The organism is Calditrichota bacterium (assembly GCA_013112635.1).
Taxonomy (GTDB): Bacteria; Calditrichota; Calditrichia; order Calditrichales; family J004; genus JABFGF01.
In genome coordinates this window covers 23,571-47,029 of sequence record JABFGF010000001.1, presented here as the reverse complement: position 1 = coordinate 47,029, position 23,459 = coordinate 23,571, and the positions used below count along the sequence as shown (strand labels likewise).

General features: G+C 32.8%; 22 protein-coding genes. 1 reads left to right on the top strand and 21 read right to left on the bottom strand.

All coding sequences use genetic code 11. From position 1 onward, the window contains the following. Positions 1–23: 23 nt before the first annotated feature. The 7 genes from HND50_00210 to HND50_00180 form a co-directional block, all read right to left on the bottom strand. On the bottom strand, positions 24–1,136 hold the full coding sequence (locus HND50_00210; GenBank protein NOG43626.1) for a M48 family metallopeptidase: 1,113 nt from the start codon (positions 1,134–1,136) through the stop codon (positions 24–26). 172 nt (positions 1,137–1,308) lie between these two features. Beyond that, complete coding sequence (locus tag HND50_00205) at positions 1,309–2,544, bottom strand: glycosyltransferase family 4 protein (GenBank protein ID NOG43625.1); 1,236 nt, start codon at positions 2,542–2,544, stop codon at positions 1,309–1,311. 46 nt (positions 2,545–2,590) lie between these two features. Beyond that, on the bottom strand, positions 2,591–4,210 hold the full coding sequence (locus HND50_00200) for an alginate lyase family protein (protein ID NOG43624.1): 1,620 nt from the start codon (positions 4,208–4,210) through the stop codon (positions 2,591–2,593). Positions 4,211–4,453: 243 nt separating this feature from the next. Beyond that, a complete protein-coding gene (locus HND50_00195) occupies positions 4,454–5,356 on the bottom strand; it encodes a hypothetical protein (protein ID NOG43623.1) in 903 nt (300 codons plus the stop codon). Between the two features lie 4 nt (positions 5,357–5,360). Beyond that, the gene (locus HND50_00190) at positions 5,361–6,773 is read right to left on the bottom strand and encodes an MBOAT family protein (GenBank protein NOG43622.1); all 1,413 of its coding nucleotides are present in this window, start codon (positions 6,771–6,773) and stop codon (positions 5,361–5,363) included. A gap of 66 nt (positions 6,774–6,839) precedes the next feature. Next, a complete protein-coding gene (locus HND50_00185) occupies positions 6,840–7,868 on the bottom strand; it encodes a glycosyltransferase (GenBank protein NOG43621.1) in 1,029 nt (342 codons plus the stop codon). Continuing rightward, the gene (locus tag HND50_00180) at positions 7,869–9,053 is read right to left on the bottom strand and encodes a glycosyltransferase family 4 protein (GenBank protein NOG43620.1); all 1,185 of its coding nucleotides are present in this window, start codon (positions 9,051–9,053) and stop codon (positions 7,869–7,871) included. A gap of 80 nt (positions 9,054–9,133) precedes the next feature. Between HND50_00180 and HND50_00175 the strand changes: the two genes are divergently transcribed. Beyond that, positions 9,134–10,042 carry a hypothetical protein gene (locus HND50_00175; GenBank protein ID NOG43619.1) on the top strand — a complete coding sequence of 303 codons (909 nt, stop codon included), beginning with the start codon at positions 9,134–9,136 and terminating at the stop codon, positions 10,040–10,042. Between the two features lie 24 nt (positions 10,043–10,066). Here HND50_00175 and HND50_00170 read toward each other — a convergent pair whose 3' ends face one another. The 14 genes from HND50_00170 to HND50_00105 form a co-directional block, all read right to left on the bottom strand. Next, on the bottom strand, positions 10,067–11,491 hold the full coding sequence (locus tag HND50_00170; GenBank protein ID NOG43618.1) for an oligosaccharide flippase family protein: 1,425 nt from the start codon (positions 11,489–11,491) through the stop codon (positions 10,067–10,069). Further along, entirely contained in the window at positions 11,488–12,810 is a 1,323-nt protein-coding gene (locus HND50_00165) for an O-antigen ligase family protein (GenBank protein ID NOG43617.1), read from the bottom strand. Before HND50_00165 ends, HND50_00170 begins: the two co-directional genes overlap by 4 nt. Before the next feature lie 89 nt (positions 12,811–12,899). Beyond that, positions 12,900–14,078, bottom strand: a complete 1,179-nt coding sequence (locus tag HND50_00160; protein ID NOG43616.1) for a hypothetical protein — start codon at positions 14,076–14,078, stop codon at positions 12,900–12,902. A gap of 32 nt (positions 14,079–14,110) precedes the next feature. Beyond that, entirely contained in the window at positions 14,111–15,355 is a 1,245-nt protein-coding gene (locus HND50_00155; protein NOG43615.1) for a hypothetical protein, read from the bottom strand. Continuing rightward, positions 15,352–16,446 carry a UDP-N-acetylglucosamine 2-epimerase (non-hydrolyzing) gene (wecB, locus tag HND50_00150; protein ID NOG43614.1) on the bottom strand — a complete coding sequence of 365 codons (1,095 nt, stop codon included), beginning with the start codon at positions 16,444–16,446 and terminating at the stop codon, positions 15,352–15,354. The genes HND50_00155 and wecB overlap by 4 nt, the downstream gene beginning before the upstream one ends. Positions 16,447–16,460: 14 nt before the next feature. Further along, positions 16,461–17,237, bottom strand: coding sequence for a ribonuclease III (gene rnc, locus HND50_00145; GenBank protein NOG43613.1), 777 nt, complete (start codon positions 17,235–17,237; stop codon positions 16,461–16,463). 50 nt (positions 17,238–17,287) lie between these two features. After that, positions 17,288–18,532 (bottom strand): beta-ketoacyl-ACP synthase II, encoded by a 1,245-nt coding sequence (fabF, locus tag HND50_00140; GenBank protein NOG43612.1) that lies wholly within the window; start codon positions 18,530–18,532, stop codon positions 17,288–17,290. A gap of 132 nt (positions 18,533–18,664) precedes the next feature. Further along, complete coding sequence (locus HND50_00135) at positions 18,665–18,898, bottom strand: acyl carrier protein (GenBank protein NOG43611.1); 234 nt, start codon at positions 18,896–18,898, stop codon at positions 18,665–18,667. 39 nt (positions 18,899–18,937) lie between these two features. Beyond that, a complete protein-coding gene (gene fabG / locus HND50_00130; protein NOG43610.1) occupies positions 18,938–19,678 on the bottom strand; it encodes a 3-oxoacyl-[acyl-carrier-protein] reductase in 741 nt (246 codons plus the stop codon). Beyond that, positions 19,679–20,599 (bottom strand): ACP S-malonyltransferase, encoded by a 921-nt coding sequence (fabD, locus tag HND50_00125; GenBank protein ID NOG43609.1) that lies wholly within the window; start codon positions 20,597–20,599, stop codon positions 19,679–19,681. Between the two features lie 94 nt (positions 20,600–20,693). Beyond that, on the bottom strand, positions 20,694–21,698 hold the full coding sequence (locus HND50_00120; GenBank protein NOG43608.1) for a ketoacyl-ACP synthase III: 1,005 nt from the start codon (positions 21,696–21,698) through the stop codon (positions 20,694–20,696). After that, on the bottom strand, positions 21,682–22,701 hold the full coding sequence (gene plsX / locus HND50_00115; GenBank protein ID NOG43607.1) for a phosphate acyltransferase PlsX: 1,020 nt from the start codon (positions 22,699–22,701) through the stop codon (positions 21,682–21,684). Before plsX ends, HND50_00120 begins: the two co-directional genes overlap by 17 nt. A 16-nt stretch (positions 22,702–22,717) precedes the next feature. After that, positions 22,718–22,906, bottom strand: coding sequence for a 50S ribosomal protein L32 (rpmF, locus tag HND50_00110; GenBank protein NOG43606.1), 189 nt, complete (start codon positions 22,904–22,906; stop codon positions 22,718–22,720). Positions 22,907–22,915: 9 nt separating this feature from the next. Beyond that, positions 22,916–23,413: a DUF177 domain-containing protein gene (locus HND50_00105; protein NOG43605.1), complete on the bottom strand. Its 498-nt coding sequence runs from the start codon at positions 23,411–23,413 to the stop codon at positions 22,916–22,918. Positions 23,414–23,459 lie beyond the last annotated feature (46 nt).

Sequence of the window (23,459 nt, the reverse complement as noted above, 5' to 3'; positions counted from 1 at the left end):
TGTTTAAAAATATTAAACTGGGTCTATTGGTTTAATACGCCTTCAGCAAATTTAACTCTGTTTGCAACTGAAGGATGACTATGAAAAAGGAATTCAATTAATGGATGCGGTTCAGGATCACTTAAGTTAGATTCGGCCAGTTTTTGTAAAGCTTCTATAAATGCAGCAGGATTTGTACTATTTTGCAAAGCATAAGTATCGGCCTGTCGTTCGTTATGGCGGCTGAGCATATTAGACAAGGGTGATGAAATCAGAGAAATAACCGTGATGATCAATGAAAGTATTGGAAGTGCTGCCAAATCTGCTACACTTGAAAAATTGTATTTTACTATTATCTCGCTAAAAACAAGATGTGCGATATAAAGACTTAAATAGCTGCTAATTGTTCCAACTACAACGCCTTGAATAATGTGTTTATGAACATAGTGGCCAACCTCATGTGCAAAAACCCCTTCAATTTCATCTTCATTAAATTTCTCAATCAACGTGTCACCCAGAATTATCCGCTTGGTTTTACCCATTCCTGTAAAAGCTGCATTTGCTTTCTTTGTCGATTTGCTCATATCGAAACGATAAACACCTTCCAATGAAAACTTACCTTTCTCTGCCAAAGATTTCATACGCGTAAGCAATGATTCATCATTGAGCTTTTCAAACTTATAGAACAGAGGAAAAATAACCTGGGGAGCTATTTTGCCAATTATAATTGAGAAGAAAAAAAGTATTGTGGCGGTCCAAAACCACCAGGTTGCAGGGTAGTTTAGTAAAAAGAAGTAAAAGGCCAGGATTAGCGGAACGCCTAGAACAAGGCCGACAAGAAACCCTTTGATTTTCTCCCACATCCATGCGAAAAAAGTTTGGTTGGAAAGATCGAAATAATGCTCCAGCCAAAAGTCGCCAAAAAAACTTAAAGGAAAAGAAATAACCGAATAACCTAACCCGATACTAAACAGAAAAACCAGAAGTTGTAAATAAGAATTTTCAAACCATTCAGAAATTACATCACGAAGTTGAGCAGAATAACCAAGCGTTACAAATAATATTAGAATAACGATTGACAGGATTGTGCTAAAAATGGAAAGAACTAGATTTATCTTTTCATACTGTTTGGCTTTTTGAAGATTTGTTGCTTCCATTGTTTCCTTTAAGAATAGAGATTAGAGTTCCTTAAAACCTATAATAAACTAAATTGATCCCAATTATTTTATAGTATTTAATAAGTTGCTAACATTTCAGATCATGGTATATTTTGTGAGTTTTCTATATAAGCGGGAAAATAATTGAGATGAATACTCGCAAATTATCAAGTTAAATTAGCAGTTTCGTTATGATTTTCAGATAATCATCGGCAAGTAAATCGCGGTTAAAATATTTCTCAACAAATTCCCGGCCATTTTCCCCAAGTTGAATTCTTTTTTTATTTTCTTGATATAGATTTTCAATAGCTAATTTTAAAGCAGCGGCGTTTTCCGGTTCTGCAAAAACACCTCCATCTGCCTCCTCAACTATTTTTTTTGCTTCTCCATCCACACTAATAATTATTGGGCGTTTCATTGCCATAATCTCAAAAATTTTTGATGGGATGACATGTTTGAAAAGTGGCAGTTTACGAAGAGTAACAAGAACAATATCGGATAATGCGTAATAATCAGGTAGTTGGGTTTTATTTATTTGATCAACAAATATTACATTCGATAATTTTTTCTGCTTTGCTTCCTGTTGCAGTTTTTCTTTCTCTGCACCTTCACCAACAAGTAAAAACATCACTTCTTTTTGATCCCTAATTAACTCTGCAGTTTCAAGGACTTTATCCAAAGCGTGAGACAACCCGTGTGTTCCGATATAAGAAACAATAAATTTGTCCTTAAAACCATACTTCTCTTTTAAAGCAGTTTGGTTGCCCTGATCTGTGAAAAGATTTAGATCAACACCATTTTTTATTACCGATATTTTATCTTTGCTTACTCCACGATTTGATAATATCTCAATTGTAGAATCGGCGACAGCAATTATATGATCGGATTTTTTGTATAGAAACATTTCAATCCATTCCAGGACAGAGATGACATATTTATTTTTTATTAGGCCTAGCTGAACGATAGACTCTGGCCATAAATCACGGATTTCAAAAATAAAGGGGATTCTTTTTAAACGGCTAATTATGTATCCGGCAATACCAACAAAAAATTGTGGGCTGCTGGCGATAATTATATCCTGTTTACCACAGGCTTTTGTTCCCTGAACAATACTGGAAACCATAAAAGAAATGTAGCTGAATATTCTTTTTACAAAACCCTTATTTGCCGTTGCATAAATATATGTGCGGATAACACTGATGCCCTCTTTTTCCTCACGGAGAAAATGAGTCCCTTTATATTCGTCTGGAATAACTCCCGTGGGATGATTTGGAAAACCTGTTAAAATGGTAACGGAAGCGCCATTCGCAACCCAACGGCGCGAAAGTTCAAAAACACGGGCAGATGGCGCACCCATCTCCGGTGGGAAATATTGAGAAAGATAGAGAATATTTAATTTTTGGGACATGAAATTGTGTGATTAAATAAAGGAAGAATCTACAGTTTTGCAATAATTAATTCAAACTATCTTTAAAATAGTCATTTGCTTCTTTTTGATTACCAAAAGGAGAAATTATAAATGAATATGTTCCTTCCTTTATTACCTTTGGTACAAAGGATAGCATTTTGGTCGGAATAATTTTTCCAAATTCCGGTGTATAAAACCAATCCTTTAATTGCGGGTTAAGTTTTGATTCCCAAATTAAAACAATAGTTTTATTTCCGATTGTTATTTTTGCCTGGTTATTTTCAATATCGATTTTGGAACCTGGTGCTAAATGGAATAAAAATTCTAAGCTAGTTAGCCTGGCTGATGAAATCGTATCCTGCAAAGCAAAAAACTTATGGTCAATTAATTCAATTTTACGGGAATGATGATATTTTCTACCGCGGTCAATTTTGTTTTCATAACTCCCTTCCACCCAGTTTTCATCCTTATTGGAAGAAATGTCTGATACCCTTTTTGCCATTCTAAACGCTTTCCACAATTGAGCCTGGTCCATCTCATTTACTACAGCTGTATTATGAGCATAGATACTTCTGGCCTTTAACCTTACTTCATTTTCAAGATAATTTCCCACACCTGTATCAACAAAAAAGCGTTCTGTTTTATATGAATATTCAAAACTCAAAATATCACAATGTGCATGGCCAGGTTGATATGATACGCCTAATTCCCCTGTATCAAAAACTAAATATTGGTCGTCTGATCTGAAAACATGATAGCCGGAATTTGTTAATGAGGACACTTGATTTTGTTTCCCGGATCCCCACTTTTTTTTAACTACCAGATCGTAATATTGCTGAAGTGATTGTGACTTTAAAGCGATTTGAAAAGCACTATCTCCTAATAACGGTACTTCTCCATCGGGCTGCAATATTCTGTTTTGCCAAACCATCATTTTCTTTAATTTTTCTTCAAGTAACTCCTTTAAACTTTTAACATTATCAGGGAGAGTTTTATCTAAAGAATAAATAATATTCACCAAATCAATAAAATCTGTAATGATGATATTTTGATACATGGGGCTTCTTTCATAATGTCCGCCGTCAGGAAGAATTTGCTCTTTAATTTCATTTATAATTTTGGGGACAAACATATTTAGCCATTTTAGATTATTAAAAAATAGTCCCGCAAAGACCAATGCTTTAAAATTTGTAAATAAATGATTTGCTTGAATATGGTACTCTACAAAATAAGTAAGATAATTTGCCTGTTGATATAATGATTTCAGAAACTTTGATTCAAATGGCTCTTCTTTTTTAAAAGAATTGTTATACGCAGAATAGACGAATATCCAATTCACGATTCTTAAGGAAAGCGAATAAGGTTCCCATCCATTGCCACGCCCAATTGGATTTTTGTCAATCCAATCACCAATAATTTTCTTAATTGTTTCAAAATTCTCTTGGTTTGGATTTTGACATAATGGAATTAAGTAATCAAAATAATGAAGATTATAAAGCCACAGCTTTTCCTGATTTGGGTCATTCCAGTTTATTTTATTCGAGCTATAAATAACTTCTTTATTGAGAAAAATAAACTTACCATTATGTGGATTATTCTTAAACAGAAGATTGATTTTATTTATTAACCGGATGCCCTTAATAGGATTAGGGCCACTATTTCTCATTGTACTAGTGACTATTATCTGTTTTAAAAGGGTACTTTTTATCAACCTTATAGCTCGGTATAATATTTGAGACTTACTAAGGTATAGAATTGTCCAAAAAAAGCGACTTCCCATAATAGTATGATTGCCATTTTATTGTGAAATAAAGCTTAAAACTTAAATAGTTAATTATTATTAACGTATTGTACTTTAACAAGTGTATATAGTTGTTTTTCAATCAAAATTAAATTGAAACCAACTTAGCTATTTCTGATGCTCTAAACGATTAGCCAAAGCAATTGTAAACTTCTCTGCACCTTTTACATTTAGGTGATTCAAACCGGACCAGTCATCAATTGTGTAATGGTCTACATTCAGGTTAAAAGACATTAAAGAATCACTTATTACTTTGTTTATTTCTGCTATTGTTGTACTCCTTTTTAGTGTTGTTTTATTAAATATCTCCGAATTTGGCAGCTCAACATAGCAGACTTTTATTCCTTCATTATTACAGAAAGTATCAAAAGATTTGAGAGCGTTTATGTTAATTCCACTGGTGTGAGGCATTAACTTTTCAGGCATTTTATTAATTATTGTGGACCTAACAAATCCCTTTAAATAGGTATAGTTTCTATTTTTTGAATCAATAATGTATTTTAAAATATGTTCAATTACGGAGCGATGTCTGAATATTGAAAATTTGTTGTACAATTGAAGAGAATAATCTATCGGAATATTGTGATTTTCAAAATATTCTTCATAGGTTTGATATATGTCTTTATTAATACCATGAATAATTGTTGGACGTAGATTTTCCCCCCATCTACTCTCATTAATAAATAATCCATAAATAATTTTTTGAGGTTTTTTGTTTGATTTAATATAATGTCTTAAAAGTATTTCATTCTCAAAGATATTCCCTCCACCAACTGCCATGTTATAACTGTTAACATTTAAAGAGGAATCAATTATAGTAGGATTAATACCCTGCTGTGTTATTGAGTTTCCTAAAAACAAAACATCGAATTCCTTATTCTTAAACTCAAGAATTTCTTTGATTTTAGGTTCGTTGGGATCAAACATATATGCGGCTTCTTCTAATAAAAGTCCTATTAAAGAGATAAGCGCTACTAAAATTGTTAAAAAGTAAATAACTTGTTTTTTCATATAATTAAAATTGAAAATATATAAATTCGGAACTTGATACCTGCCCAAACAAAATAATACTAATTATCATTATATAGTAGCTCATCCATCTAAGCCATCTGTGATTTTTATAAACGTTCATCATATAATCATTTTTTGTTACGATTTCAAAAACAAACAATATAACAAATGAAATAACTATTACAGTAAAACTGTATGGATTAATAACCCTATCCATATACAAATCACACTGTAATATATTATTTATGACAACAATTGCATCATTAAAAGAGTTGGCCCTAAAAAACACCCATCCAAAACATACTACTAAAAATGTGTAAATATAAGCTATAAACCCAAAGTTTAATTTCTTGAAAAGATTTATTTTTCCAAATAACGCTTCTATTGAATTAAATAGGCCATGAATTCCGCCCCAGATTAAAAAAGTCCAATTCGCCCCATGCCAAAATCCTGACACAATAAAAGTAATAATTAAATTTCTCTGCCAAACTCCTATCGACACTTTGCTTCCTCCTAAGGGGATGTAAACATAATCCCGAAACCAGGTTGAAAGTGAGATATGCCATTTGCTCCAAAATTCTTTTATTGAAGCTGAAAAATAAGGGATATTAAAATTAATCATTAATCGAAATCCTAATATTCGTGAGGAACCGATTGCAATATCAGAATACCCGCTAAAATCACAATAAATCTGAATGGCAAAAAAGAAAACAGCCAATAAGGTGGTCAACCCTGAATAATAACCTGGATTATTAAAAACAGGATCAACGAATAAAGCCATATTATCGGCAACAACTACTTTTTTAAACAATCCCCATAGAATTCTTTTCAACCCTTTTTTTAAAACATCCTTGTTAATCATTCGTTTTTTAAAGAACTGAGGTAGAAGATGCGATGCCCTTTCAATAGGCCCTGCAACTAGCTGAGGAAAGAAACTAACAAAAGCAAAAAAGGCAATTATATTTTTGGTTGGTTGTAATTTTTTACGGTAAATATCAATTGTATAACTGAGTGTTTGAAATGTATAAAAACTTATACCAACAGGTAGGATTATCTGCATGACAGGTAAAGACATTTGAATACCAAACATTTGCCACGATTCATTCCAAGACTCAATAAAAAAATTAAAATATTTAAATAAGCCTAGGGCTCCTAAATTTACAAGGAGACTAATAAAAAGGTATCGACGCTTCCCAGATTGATCAAAAGAGTTATGTATTTTTATTCCTGCTGCATAATCAATAATTGAACTCAAAATAATCAAAGATAAAAAACGCCAATCCCACCAACCATAAAAAACGTAACTGGCAATCAGAATCATGAAATTCTGCAGCTTTAAGTTTTTTTTGGCAAATCCCCAATATAAAATCAGGAAAATTGAAAAAAATATAAAAAAAGTGATAGAGTTAAATAGCATAAAATTTAGTTAAAAGAAATATTATCAAGAGGATTCTTGACTGCTGAGAGTTGTTAATGAAGATAGCTAAAGTAAACTAAGTATATCTTTTTCAAACTCTTCATACCAATATTGTGCATCAAGTTTTTTTGTTGTTTTTGCAATATTTGTTTTTAGTTTTAAGTAAAATTCAGAATTTTCATTCAATTTAGTGACTGCTTCATATAATTCCTCGTCAGCTTTTGGAGAAATTAATAACCCCGTTTTATTGTGTTCAACAATTTCACTAATACCCTTTAGATTTGTAGCAATTACAGGCAATCCTGTTATAAGACTTTCAACAACTACTCCAGGATGTCCTTCTCCTTTCCAATAACTAGGCAAAATTAAAGCATCATATTTTGATAAGATTTTATATATATTTTGATTTTTAAATTCACCCATGTATTTTATATTTTCAAAGTTATTAATTTTAAACTTAATATCCATTCCATCACTACCATAAATGTCAATATTAATATTCTTTCTCATGCGGCAAAAAGACTTAATAATCTCATTTATGCCTTTCTCCGGACAGACATAGCCAATAAAAACAAAGTTAGAAGCCCTGTTCCTATGGAGCATTGGTGAATCGATTAAGTCTCTATGATTTGGCATATTTTTCACATTTTGCATTGAAAACTTTGAAAAATAATCGACTTGATATGATGTTTCATAATATGTCAGATCGGCCCGAAATACTGTTTTGTTTATAACATATTTAGTAATGCGAGAATACGATTTGTAAAGCTCAATACCATTACCTGCAAATCGCCTGACAATTAACGGCTTTTTGTAAAGTTTAGAAATAAAATAAACAATTGGTCCAAGAATTTTAAAAGTATTTGCAGAAGTTTGAAAAGTGACTAAATCGTTCATTCTAATCTTATAAAAAAGTTTTACAAGAACAGAAACTGAATTAAAAAAAAACTTAAAACCTTTATATAATAGAGTTATATTTATTACATCAACTTCTAGTTTCTCCGATTTTTGCAGCTTATTCAAAAGTAGTTTTGCTAACAAAGTTATTCCCCCTTCGGGTGGAGGAAATGTCCCAATAAATAACAATCTTACCATCTAACCTTTTCCATTGATGAGATTTATAGTATTCTTAGCCATAACCAAGTTAGTAAAACCTTGTTTAAATCTCTTATATGCTGATTCTGAAAGTTTTTTACGGAAGGAATCTTCTAAAATTAGCTTTTTTAGTTTATCAGAAACTTCCAATATATTATTTGGATCTGTCAAAAGACCAGAAACATTATCCTCAACGGCCTCAACAACTCCAGCTACTGCTCCAGCAAGAACTGGAACTTTACAAGCATTCGCCTCAATAAAAACAAGACCGAATGCTTCTTCCTTTCTTCGAGAAATCATAGCGAATATGTCAGATATACCCATTAAACTAGCAAGCTCTTCTCTTGCTAAATTCCCAGTAAATAAAACACTATTCTGAATTTGTAAATCGGCCGTTTGCTGTTTTAAAGCGTTTATATAATTTCCATCTCCTGCAATGATTAGTTTAGTATTAGGTATCTCATCCTTTATAAGTGAAAATGCTTTAATCAAGTTGTCCTGTCCTTTTTCCTTAACAAGACGAGATGCAGAAAGAATAATTAGTTGTCGTTTTTCCAAATTATATTTTTGAAGAGTAGATATTTTTTTATTTTTGGTAGTTGGTTGGAATAAATCTGTATCTATTCCATGAAGTACTACATCTATTTTATGGTTCAATGAAGGAAGTACCGTAACAATTTTATTTTTCAGATCAGCACTAACTGCAATATTTGCTTTGCAATGGAATAACATATTCTCATATTTTCCAGGAATTCCAAATAATTTTAGATATCTGTTAGGTGTCAGATAAAAACTATCAATTTCCCCACCATGAAAAACATTGACTGATTTAACTAAAGCTTTTTTAAAAAAAAGCATACCAAATTTTGTGGCGCGATGATCAGCCAAAATTATAGAATCAAATTTATCAAAATAATCTTTTCCAAAATTCTTAATCAGATGATAGAATAATTGAAAATAAAATAACTTCCAGATGCTTTTAAAACGAAGTATGTTTATTTTATGAGTACTTTTAAGAGTCTCGTCAATTCCAAATGCCTCTTTCTCATCGTTATGTAATGACGTTAAGACAGTTACTTCATGTCCTAAAGAAGTTAGACCGACCGATAATTCTCTAGAATAAGTTCCTGCACCGCCTAAAAAAGGGGGAAATTCGTAAGAAATTATTAAAAAATATTGTTTCATTTTAAATGATTTTAATTTTGAAAAGTTTTAAATTTAAAGTATAAGTATAATACATTCAATAATTTTAAATAGGTAAAAAAATGAAAAAATCTAACTTTTTTATTGTTGGAGCACCAAAATGTGGGACAACAGCGCTTGTAGAATATCTTAAACCGCACCCCGACGTGTATTTCCCATTTGGGCAAAAGGAAATTAATTATTTTGGGCAGGATTTAAAATTTGGAAAAAAAAGAAATAGAAAAATTGAAGAAAAAAACTATTTCACTTTTTATGAAAAAGCCAAGTGTGAAAAAAGATTGGGCGACGCATCAATATTAAACCTCTATTCAAAAACTGCCGCACAAGAAATATTTAACTATAATCCAATGTCTAAAATAATTATTATGTTAAGAAATCCAGTAGATATGATGTTCTCTCATCACAGCCAGTTAATTTTTAATGCTGATGAGGATATTATTGATTTTGAACAAGCTTTGGAAATGGAAAAAGAGAGGCAATCTGGCATCAATATTCCAAAAAATACATTCATTATTGACTATCTCTTTTATAGGAAATTGGCAGATTTTGCACCACAGGTTGAAAGATATCTTGATATATTTAGTCAAGAAAATGTACACATAATCATTTTTGACGATTTTATTAAAGAAACACCATCTGAATTCAAAAAAATTCTTCAATTCTTAAAAATCGATTATTCTTTTACCACTGAGTTTTCAATAGTTAACCCAAATAAAAAATCACGGCTAAAATCACTCCAAAACATTTTAAAACATCCTCCAAAAGCAGTGCTTCTTTTGAAAACTATATTGCCTTATAATATTAGATCGATAATAAAACAAGAACTCCGAAAGGCAAATACAAAATATGTAAAGAGAAATCCAATTAAGGATGATTTGAGACGAAAATTGACGATTGAGTTTAAACCAAAAATTAAAAAACTTGAAAAGGTTATTAGTCGAGATCTAAGTAGTTGGTATAAAGAGGTTTAATAATTGTCTTTAGAAAAAATTATATTAAAAATGCTTCTTCTTAATAATCAAATGTAAATATTTATAATACTTTGAGATATCAAGAACAAAAAATATAGTTAGAAAAATCAACATTATTCTTAAAAGATAATGTGAAAGTGAGGGTTCTGGAAAAATAACCATACTAATAAGAACAACAGAAATTTTAATCAACAGCTTTAGATTGGTTTTATTCAACCTCAGCTTCTCCTTTCTGAATAATGCTATTTCAATAATTAATGCACTAATTATGTATGTAATGCAGATTCCCCAGATTATTCCCACTAACCCATAATTCAATAAAAACCACCATGAGAGCCCAACAAATAGAGTACTTCTTAGAATATCTAGACCAAAATAGATTTTTGTTTTTGCAATACTTACGAAAACCATCAAATAATAGGAAAAATATGCTTCAACAGCTTTTGCGAGAAGTAAAACAACCAGAAGATCAGAGACTTTAGTAAATTCTTCTGAAAATAAAGTAAATAATACAATATTCGGAAAAGCCATTATTACTAATATAACTGGAAAAACCAAATAGATAAGTATCTCAAAATTATTGTTTAATTCATTATAAAACTTTGTATTATCATTGATTTCTCTTAGCGTTGGTAAAAAAACAAATAATAATGCCTGAATAAGAATATTTATATAATTTGATATACTCCAAACTGCAAAAAAATATCCCGTCTCATGCAAAGATAAAGTTTGCACAATTAGAATTGGTAGAATCATGTATGCTGTGAAAAGTACAAATTGCCGTGTGAAATTTATCCCTGCGAACTTTAAAGAGAATAGTTGTGTGCTAAAGAAGTGTTTAAATTGAAATTTCAAATAGTGAAAAAATGGGATGGATAATATTATAAGCAAACTTAAATTTAGTGAAAACCATAATGCTAGATTATATATGACTCCAATTAGACCATATAAATAAATTAAAGGGATTACCGAAACAATTGCTATTAGTTGTGAAAAAAATTGTGCTGTTGATATTATTTTAAATTGTTGTTTTGCTTGTAAAATTGATTCAACTAACTCCTTAAGTGAAAAAACTGGACTCAAAAATACCAAAACTTTTAAAAGTGTTTTATAATTTTCATCTTTAAATAAAAGTGCATTTAATTCGTTAATAAAAATAAAAGAAAAAGAAATAAAAAAAAGGTTTGCTAATAATAACAAAAAGATATTTGCTACAATAATACCTGTTTGTTCTTCTTTACTTTTATCCTTTAAAAGTGTAATAAGTGCTATTCTTAAACCAGGAGAAATGATCCGGTTTTGAAAATTAAAAAAACCTATTATTAATCCTAAAACACCCACTTCAGAAATGCCAATAAATATAGCAACATATTTTGATCGTACCACACCGATCACATTTCGGAAAAGATTAATAAAGGCGAAAGAAAAAATAGCAGTCTGTTTTTTCAATTGATTCTTGAATTTTCTGGTCTATCTATTTTTTTTAAAGCCATTAAAGCGCCAAAGATAAACCACATATAATTATTATGAAAACAACCAGCATAAAACTGGTAATAAACAAGTAAAGAAAATAAATATGAGGTGAGAACAGCTGAGTATAGTTTTACTTCTGAATCAACTCCAGTTTGTGTTAATCGCCATCCAAATTTAAAAAAGGAAAAAATCATACTATAAAAGGTAAAAAATCCAAAAATTCCCAGTTCAGCTAAAACTGTCAAAGTAATATTATGAGATTCAATGACACCTAAAGACAAGACTGGATTAAAATACTTATGGGCTAAAACTGGAAACGAGAAATATCCATAACCTAAGAAGTTAGAATCGGTAAACATTTCCCAACCGGCTTTTGCCAGAAATATTCTAGAAGTATTAGAAACATTAAATGAAACATTAGTTATTGATAAAACTCTATTTATTATAGCTTGATAAAATACCTCATTAAGTGACAAAATTGAAATTAAGATAATTGAAATGAAAAATAACAAACCCAATTTTTTAAGATTTTTAGTTAAAATAAATAAAAAAATTGACCCTAGAAAAAAGGATAACCAACCACTGCGAGAATAGGTAGTTAGTATTGTACTAAAAAGTAAAACAAACAAAAATACATATAAACTTAAAATCCAATTATTCTGGTTTTTGTTAAAAATCAAAACACGAGCAATAATGAATAATAAAGGCAACACTAAAATCATAGCAAAATCATTCGGATCAGTCCATACAGAAACTGATCTACCAAAAACTTTTGACTCAGTATTTAATGCGTTAAGTAAAAGGGATGATGGATCTTTAATAAATTGAATAATTGAATAGACTGAAAGGCATGCAACAATAAAAATGGTTATATTAAAAAAATACCTATAATATTTACTTTCCAATAAAAGGTCCTTAACTAAATATGTCATAAATGCCAAAATTGTTAAAGACATAAGAAAAAAGAACGCTCGCTCTTTATCAAGGGAAAATAATGTGTATATCAATAAAAGAAGTAAAAAAAGGAAAATATAAATAATATTTGGTTCAATTGAAAAGGATAAATCGTTAGTTAATAGTTTTTTTAATAAATAAAAAAGAATGCTGACTAAAAGGAAAACTTGGAAAACAGTTAATGGAAAAGCCGCGGCGTAAAACAGGCTTCCAAAGGGACCAACACTTATTGAAATAAGTGAAATTAGCAAAACAATTTCAGGTTTCGATACAAAAAATGCCACAAATGCTACAAATCCGGCCATTCCAAGTATAATAACTAACGAAATGTCAAATCCCATTTGTAAGCCAACAATAGTAAATATGCCCAAAATGCCAAAATTGGACCAAACAAAAACAGAATATCTAAATCTTAATAGTTTCAACATTATTACTTATTTTTTTTTCTTTTTAAATTGGACCTCAATTCAACTAATTTGTAGTAATTATCTGTTTTGTTTGATTTATTTTTGTAATAAAAATCAATAAGAACTATATATGTAAGCGAAACAACCAAGCTTAAAAGAAAAAAAGCAAGGACTATCAAAGACTTTTTAGGTCTTTCCTTGTAAGTGGGTAATTGAGCCTCATTGAGAATCAAAATTGAGGGAATATCCTTATCAACCTGCATTTTAGACTGCTCATATTGGATTGCCACCATCTCAAATATTTTATTTTGTATTTCGATTTCCCTATAGAGATTTAAATATCGTTTAGCCAAACCTGGAATATCATTAAGAGGTTTTAAAATACTATTTACTTTATTAGAACCATTACTTGAATATAGTTCCTTAACTTCTATATTAATCGCATTTATCTCTGAATTAAGTTTTTTGTAGAGCGGACTTTTTGCCCCAGTTTGATTAAAAAGTACATTCTTCTCAATTTTTAATAACTCACGTCTTGCTTCTAATTCCGCAACAATTGTAACAATTGCTTTAACTTGTTCAGATAATTCCAAAATACCGAACCTTTTTTGAAAACTTTCCAAATTGTTTTCAGCTATTTGGATATCATTAATACTTTGTATATACCGTTTTTCAATATATAGGAATTTTTGTTCTAAAAATGATTTATTTAAAAATTCTACTCGTTTCTCCAAAAATCGAAGACAATAGTTAGCCATATTTTGTGCTCTTTCAGGTAGTTCATCCAAAACATGGATTCTTATTGCTACAATAGGTACGTAACCTAATCCAGATTCTTTATCTATCTCAATTTCAATTTTTTCATCTATCTTTTTGTATAGAAACTCTTTATACTCTTCATCATATATATCTTCCAATTGAAACGTTTTTATAAGTGAATCTTTCAAACTTTGACTTCCTAGAATTGCTCGATATGCTTCAGGTATTATAATATCTTTTCCTAAAACATTGAGACTATAACCTGCAAGTAATGAAGATATTCCACCTCCCTCACTCGAAACCGGTATTATCTCTGCTGTTGATTTAAATTCTTTTGTAATAACAAAAGAGATAACTAAGCCAATAAATGTCCAAATTAAAACATTTTTAATTAGTACAGATTTGTATTTTGCAATAACTATCAAATAATCAATAATATTCATTTTTGTTCTATTTTCTTTAGGATTTACTTATTTTATTTTTTACTCGCTTGGATAATAGCATAAGCACTTAGTCCAATGCTAATTATTGGTGTTAAGATTTGCATATAATCTTTGAATAACTCCCGAGCACGCTTTGGTAAAACAATTGTATCACCCTTCTCAATAATTACATCCGCTCCCTGTAGAACTACGCTAGTTGATTGACGCATTATGAGTACATCTTCTATATCAACTGCGGAATCTAATGCGCCCGCACGACCTACATAGTCTTTTGCAGTATAGTGTGCCAAGTATGGCTGTGATCCCGGATTAAAAACTTCACCCCTTACATATACACGGTCATGAATAGTAGGAATAATTATTTTGTCTTTATTCTGTAATGTATACCCTCTATAGCTTTCTTGATCATTTAAAATATCAATAACCTCATTTTGGGAATTGCGTTCAACAATGATACTTTGAAGATTTGATTTTTTACTTAATGCAGAAACACGTGTTAAAAAATTAAAAAGTGTTTCATTTTTTTTCAAAGTATGTACACCCTGGAACCCAACATTACCCTCAATAATGACATATGCTTTATTTAAGTCAATTGATGGGACATATATTATATCACCACCTTGTAAATAAGGATTTTGTGACTTATCGCCTAATCTATAAAACTGTGATAAATCATACATGTCAATGCTTTTGTCAGCATGAGTAATTTGGATACGCGTATCATCTGCCCAATCACTTAAGCTACTTGTTACTTCATTTGGCATAGTTGCTTGAACTAGTGATATTTCTATAATATCAGAAAGTCGATCTGAACCTTGAGCAAAATAAGTTCCAGGCGCTTTCACTTCACCAGTATAATAAACCCTGAATTTTCTTAAACCTGTCAAGTTAACTGAAACGGTTGCATTGATATAATTAGTTGAAACCGCATCCTTTATCCGACGCTTTGCATCTCTTAATAAAATATCATTTAAATCAATTTCACCTACTGTTGGTATTAATACCTTCCCTTCCGGCAATACTTTGAAATCAAATGACTCTTCAAGTTCACCAAATATTGAAACCTTAAAATGATCGCCAGGTCCAATAATATATTGATCAGCATCCAACTCCGATTCTAAAACCTGAGCCACGGAATGGCTAATCACTGATCTATTTTGATATAATTTTTCAAGAGAAGTATTATATTTTTGATTCTGAAGGTTTAATAGAGGTATTTCATCTTGACCACTTAAACAACTAACCAATAATATAATAGAGATTAAAATACTTTTCATGCTAATTCTTTCTTAATGATTTCAACTATCCTTTTGGCGGAATTGCCATCCCACAAATCTGGTATGCTTCCTTTACGGGAATCTCCTTTTAAAATACTTTGCACTTCACTTAAGATCAGGTCTGTATCTGTTCCAACCAAGACATTTGTACCCACATCAACCGTTATCGGACGCTCAGTATTTTCGCGCATTGTGATGCAAGGAATTTGTAAATACGTTGTTTCTTCCTGAATACCACCGGAGTCTGTTAATACCAGTTTTGCATTGTGTAATAATTTCATAAAGTCAAGATAACCCATCGGATCCAATAGAACCAGATTTTGCATATTATTAACCTTATCTTCAAGGCCAAAATTCTGTATCATTTTACGAGACCGAGGATGAATCGGGAAAACCAATTTTAAATCTTTTTCAATTCTTTCAAAGGTTTCCAACAGTTTTGTAAAAACTTCTAAATTATCAACATTGCTTGGCCGGTGAAGTGTAATAAGTCCAAACTTATCCTTTTCAACATTCAAATCATCCATAATAGAAGACTTGGCTGCCGTTTCGCTAAAATTGATCAGTGAATCAATCATAACATGACCGACAAAATGCACTTTGGAATCTTCAACACCTTCATTTTTTAGATTGTCTATTCCACTTTGCTCAGTTACAAAAAGCATATCAGAAATTGCATCGGTTATTAAACGGTTAATTTCTTCAGGCATTCGGCGATCAAATGATCTTAAACCAGCTTCTACATGAGCTACCTTAATGTGCATCTTTTGAGCTACAATGCTGCAGGCCACTGTTGAGTTTACATCTCCAACAACAATAACGAGATCAGGTTTTTCCTTTTCCAAAATTTTTTCAAACTCAACCATAATTTTAGCAGTTTGAACCGCATGGCTTGCAGAACCAACATTTAAATAAATATTCGGTTTTGGCATTTGCAAATCATCAAAAAATAACTTTGACATCTTTTCATCATAATGTTGACCTGTATGCACTAAAACTGTTTCTATATCCGGATCTAAATCCATCTGCCTTTGAATGGGAGCGATTTTCATAAAATTTGGCCTGGCGCCAACAACATTGATAATTTTCAAATTATTTTCCTTTGTCAGTTTTTTAAAAAATCTTTTACTTCAGAATTGGTTTCTGAGATAAGCATTAAAGTATTTTTAGCAGCCTTTTGCTCTGCACTTTTTTTATTTGGACCTTTTCCACTTGCTGTCCAATTCTCATTTACTACCACATTAATCAGGAATGTTTTTTGATGATCGGGGCCACTTTCTTCCAGCACCGCATAGGTTGGTGTTCCCCATCCTTTTGATTGGGCGTATTCAAGAAGCAAAGATTTATAATTAAAAAATGTTTTTTCTTTTAACAGTTCTTTATAACGGCTGATCAAAAATGATTCGACAAACTTTTTAGATGGTTCCATTCCTCCATCTAAGTAAATAGCCCCTAAAATGGCTTCAAATAAATTAGCTAAATTTGAGAGGCGTTTTCTTCCACCTGTTTTTTCTTCACCTTTATTCAGGATTAAATATTTTCCAAAGCCATGTTCTTCACTAATTTTACCCAAAGCTTTGCGTGAAACAAGAATGGCCTTTTTTTGAGATAACAGCCCTTCATTTTCATTTTGAAATTTTTTATACAAAAACTCGGTCACTATTAAATCAAGTACTGCATCGCCTAAAAACTCAAGTCGTTCATTAGAATCAAGTTGTTTCCCTGCATCTACATAAAATGAACGGTGACTAACAGCCTGAATTAATAAATCTTGATTTTCAAACTCATATTTAATTGATTTAGTAATTCCAGCAATATCTATGGGTTGATCTATTTCTTCCTGATCAGTGTTTGAAAACCACTCTGTAATTTTTTGAATCATTATGTTCAACTACTGACTGATTTGTGCAGAACGAATATTAGAATATCTTCTTAATTATCAAATTTCTTAACACATAAACACGTATTATGGCCACCAAAACCGAACGAATTACTGATTGCTACCTTTACTTCTTTTTCTATCATTTTATTCGGAGTGTAATTCAAAGTGCACTCAGGATCAGGAACTGTGTAATTTATTGTGGGTGGGATTTTATTTTCCAAAACCGCAAATGAGGCTACAATCATCTCTATGGCCCCGGCCGCTCCCAATAAATGGCCTGTCATTGATTTAGTAGAACTTATGCTAAGTTTCATTGCATGGTCACCAAACAAACTTTGAATGGCTTCAGATTCAAGCTTATCATTAAAATAGGTCGATGTGCCGTGTGCATTTAAATAGTCAATATCGTTTATGTTTAATCCGGCATCCTGAATCGCAATTTTCATAGCCCTTATAGCCCCTTCACCTCCCGGTGCAGGCTGTGTCATATGATATGCATCTGCTGTAAAACCCATACCTACAAGTTCAGCATAAATAGTTGCCCCGCGTTTTCGGGCATGTTCAAGCTCTTCCAAAACGACAGTGCCAGCGCCTTCACCAATAACAAATCCATCCCGTTCTTTATCAAAAGGGCGGCTTGCTTTTTCAGGCTCATCATTCCGTGTAGATAATGCTTTAGATGCATTAAACCCTGCAACACCCATAGGCGTAACAGAAGCTTCAGCTCCACCGCAAACCATAACATCTGCATCACCATATTGAATTGTTCTAAGCCCTAATCCGATACTATGCCCGGATGTGGCACATGCTGATACAGTCGCGTAATTTGGCCCTTTAAGGTTATGCTTCATTGATACGTGACCAGCTGCAATATCAGCAATCATCAAAGGAATAAAAAATGGACTAACTTTTCTAGGACCACCGTGAACCAGCTTTGAATGTTCATCTTCAAATGAACGCATACCGCCAATCCCAGAACCGATTATAACGCCAATTCTATCGCGATCTTCTTTTTCCAAATCCATATTTGACATTGATAAAGCTTCATCAGCAGATATTATCGCAAATTGTGTATACCTGTCCAGTTTGCGGGATTCTTTCTTATCAAAGAAATTTAAAGGATCGTAATTTTTGACTTCTGCAGCAATATTGGTTTTAAATTCGCTACTATCAAAACGTGTAATTTTAGCAGTCCCGCTTTTTCCCTCAAGAAGGGAATTCCATGTTTCTTTTACAGTATTACCAACCGGGGTAATAGCGCCAAAACCTGTTATGACAACACGTTTTTTACTCATTGTAAACCTTTTTTTAACTAAAACCTTTATTAAATAACAGAAGCAATCCATATACTTTGGATTGCTCTATTTTCAATCTGTTTCCAGGAAACCGGTAAACAAATTTATACTACCTGAATTATTAGAACCGGATTATGCTAATTTTTCACCAAGGTAACTAACAGCATCGCCAACTGTTCTTAATTTTTCAGCATCTTCATCAGGAATTTCGATATCGAATTTTTCTTCAAAAGCCATTACAAGCTCTACTGTATCCAAGCTGTCTGCCCCTAAATCATCAATAAAAGACGCTTCATTTTTTACCTGACCTTCATCCACACCTAGTTGATCTATAATAATTTCTTTTATATCTGCCTCTACTGACATAAGTCTCCCTCCTACTTGTTCATTGAATATTAAAAAATTTTAAATAACCATTCCGCCATCAACATTAACAGTCTGGCCTGTAATATATTTCGCTTTGTTAGAAGATAAGAACAGAACTAACTCTGCCACATCTTGAGCGCTGCCTAATTTGGACAAGGGAATTGAATTAATCAATTCTTCTTTTGCTTTTTCTGGTAAATTTTCTGTCATGTCTGTTTCAATAAAACCAGGGGCAACTGCATTTACCCTAATATTACGGGAAGCCAGCTCTTTGGCCGAACTTTTTGTTAACCCAATCATACCAGCCTTGGATGCTGAATAATTCACCTGCCCAGCATTTCCTATAACACCAACAACCGAGGTAATATTTATTATTACACCGCCGCGTTGTTTCATCATTGGTTTTGTACATGCTTTAAGGCAATTAAAGGCGCCTTTGAGATTCGTATTGAGGACACTATCCCAGTCATCCTCAGAAAGGCGTAATAAAAGGTTGTCACGGGTTATACCAGCATTATTAACCAGTACATCAATCTTGCCAAAAGTTTCCAGTGTTTGTTTTATTAAGTTAGTAGCATCTTCAACTTTTCCCACATCCGCAGCCACAGCAAGCGATTTTGCACCGGTCTCACCAATTTCTTTTTCAACGCCTTGTAGGCTTTCAATATTTCGCCCACTTATAACAACTGTAGCACCACTTTTTGCAAAACCAAGGGCGATCTCTTTACCAATTCCGCGCGATGAACCAGTTACAACAACCACCTTATCTGTAAATTCCATCTATGCTCCTATGCTTTCCAACTGATCAACGGTACCACATAAATCGCAGGAAGAATCACGGTCTATTCTTTTTAAAAGGCCTTTTAAAACTTTTCCAGGCCCAACCTCAATAAAATTCTGATTTCCATCCTTAACCATTTGTCCAACAATATCTTGCCATAAAACCGGGCTGGTTAATTGTTTTAATAAAAGTTGTTTGATTTTTTCACCATCTGTTTCAGGTTTTGCTGTAACATTTGTGTAAAGTGGAATTTCTATATTTTTTATCTCAGATTTGTTTAATGCTTCTGCTAAACCATTTTGTGCATCAAGCATCAATGGTGAATGGAATGCTCCTGAAACTACCAGTTCAACAGCTTTACGTGATCCCATTTCCTTTGCAGCATCCAGGGCTTTCAAAACAGTACCTTTATCGCCGGAAATTGCAATCTGACCAGGCGAATTATAGTTTGCCGGTTGTACAACACCAACATCTTTCAAACCATCACAAATCTCATTAACCTGCTCATTTGACAAACCGATTATTGCTCCCATTGTACCGGGATTTTTTTGTCCGGCCTCAAACATTAAACGGCTGCGTTCTTTTACTAATTCCAGGCCACTTGCAAAATCCAGTGCATCTGCCGCAACCAAGGCGCTGTATTCACCCAAACTGTGTCCTGCAACAGCAACAGGTTTAACACCTTTTTCTTTTAATAATTCAGCAGAGATACAACTGTGGACAAAAATTGCAGGCTGAGTTAAAAATGTTTTCTTAAGTTCCTCTTCCGGGCCGTTAAAACAGATTGACTTTAAATCCATTTCCATTATTTCATTGGCTTGTTCAAAATGTTTTTTGGCAAGATCATATTTTTCATATAAATCTGCTGCCATTCCAACAAATTGAGATGCTTGTCCCGGAAAAATAAATGCTTTATTCATGAAACCTGGTTTTAATTTTCTGATGATTTAGTTTTTTTGTTGGATTTCTGCTCTTGGTTGTCAGCAGAAACTCTTACTTCTTATACTTTGCTTTCTACTTCCCTGGCTTATCCATTGACCATTTCAATAGAGAACTACCCCAGGTAAACCCACCGCCAAAAGTGGCAAATAAAACAAGGTCACCTTTTTCAAGGCGTCCTTCCTGGTAGGCTTCGGATAATGCAAGTGGAATTGTTGCTGCGGTAGTATTGCCATACTTAGCAATATTTATCATAACTTTTTCACTGTCTACACCGAGGCGTTTTACAACTGCGTCAATAATTCTCAAATTAGCCTGATGCGGAACTACTAAAGCAAGATCGTCGCCATGATAGTTATGTTTCTCAATAATTTTCACAGCAGCATCGGCCATTCGTTGAACAGCATATTTAAATACTTGTTTACCATCCTGGTATAAAAAATGCCAATCGCTTGTTACTGTTCTTAAAGTAGCAGGATATAAACTTCCGCCGCCCTTCATTTTTAGATAATCTGCCCCAGATCCATCTGTGTGAAGCATAAAATCGATAATTCCATTACCTTCTTCGTCAGGCTCTAGCAATACTGCTGCGGCTGCATCCCCAAAAAGAACACAAGTATTTCGATCCTTATAATTAACGATGGAGCTCATTTTATCGCTCCCAACAACCACAACTTTTTTATGCATCCCTGAAGTGATAAACTGTGCGCCGGACGCTAAGGCGAATAAAAATCCCGAACATGCAGCTGCTACATCAAAAGACCAGGCATTTTTTGCCCCAACTTTTTCCTGGACTAAATTTCCAGTACTTGGAAAAAACATATCTGGTGTAACAGTTCCAACAATTATTACATCAATTTCTTCAGGATGAATTCCGCGCTGCTCACATAATTTTTTAACAGCTTCGGCAGCCATGTCCGATGTAGCCTTGCCCTCTTCACAAATATGCCTCTCGCTAATACCTGTTCTTGTCCTGATCCATTCATCATTCGTATCAACCATTTTTTCAAGATCAAAATTTGTAAGAACCTTATCAGGTACATAATGCGCTACTGCACTAATTTTAGCTTGCTTTAGCATTTATTGCTTCCTCAAGTTTTAGCTGTTTTTGGATATGGCTATTTACTTCTTTTTCTTTCATTTCTTTTGCAACACGTAAAGCATTTTTTATGGCTATCGAGCTTGATTTTCCATGGCAAATAATTGAGATCCCATTTACACCTAGCAGAGGAACTCCGCCATATTCTTCATAATTAAAACTTTGTTTTAAAGCACTAAAAGCTGGCTTCACCAGCATTGCGCCAAAGTTTTTAACAAGGTTTTTTCCAATATTCCGGCGTATTTGATGCAAAATCACACCCATCACACTTTCAACCATTTTAAGCATGATATTTCCGATAAAACCATCACAAACAATTATATCGGTTTTACCTTTAAAAATATCGCCTCCCTCAATATTTCCATAAAAATTAGGGAGATGTTCTTTTAGAAGTTTATGCGAGGCAATTGTGTTTTCAGAACCTTTACTCGATTCTTCACCATTGCTTAACAAACCAACAGTTGAAGTTTCTTTATCAAAAATTTGCGAGACAAAAATATTGCCCATAATAGCAAATTGCAATAGATGAACAGGTTTAGAGTCAACATTAGCCCCTGCATCCAGCAAATAAACCATTCCGGACTCAGAAGGAAGAAAAACGCCAATAGCCGGCCTTTTAACACCGGAAAGGCGCCCTAATATCAACAAGCTACCCGCCATTTGAGCCCCTGTGCTTCCGGCACTTACAAACCCTTCAACCTCACCGTCTTTTTGCAAATTTAACCCAACAACCATTGAAGAGTTTTTTTTACGTTTAACGGCGTCAGTTGGAGATTCTGACATGGTAATATTTTCCGGAGCATGAACTATGGGCATTCTGGAATGATATTCGGTAGGAACCTTTTTTAATTCTTCCCTGATTTTATCCCGGCAACCTACCAGCAATACAGTATCCTCGGGGTTATCATGCAAAAAATGATATGCCCCTTCTACTGTAATGTGTGGCCCATGGTCACCGCCAAGCGCATCTAATGCTAACCGCACCTATATAGTATCCTAATTAAACAGATTGTGGATTGATAACACTTTTACCGCGATAATGACCACATGAAGGACATGCTCTGTGAGTAATCATTTTTTCACCGCAGTTATCACAGGAAATTACATTGCTTGTAGATAGAGAGTTAACCCAGTGCGCGCGTCTCATATCTCTCTTAGAGCGCGATATTTTTCTTTTTGGATTAGCCATTATTTTCTCCTATTTAATCAATTTGCGAAGTTTTTCCCAGCGTGGATCAATATCTCCTTCTTCGCAAATACACTGTTCTAAATTTAAATCAACACCACACCCCGGACACAATCCTTTGCAATTATCGCTGCATTGCATTTTAATTGGATGGTTTAAAACCACTCCTTCATTCAACAGATTCGTTAAATCAAGTTCGATTGTATCACGTGTTAAATAAATAATTTCATGATCCGAATTTTCTTCCGGGGCCGGACCAATTTCATACATTTGTTGTTGTTGAATTTCAATATTTGATTCAAAATCTTTTAAACAAGAATCACATTTATAATTCGCAGTAGATTTGACAACCAATTTTAAACGGATATCCCGTTCAAATTTATCTACTTCAACATTTACAAAAAAATCTTCAGGGTAAAAATTCGAATAAGACTTTTCAATAAAATCCGGAGGAATTTTCTCTGAAAAACGTGTTAGTCCTTGCTTAAGGCTTTGAATAGATATTTTCATTACAAGCGTGGAATATAAAAAACCCTATTTAATAATCCAAATTAAA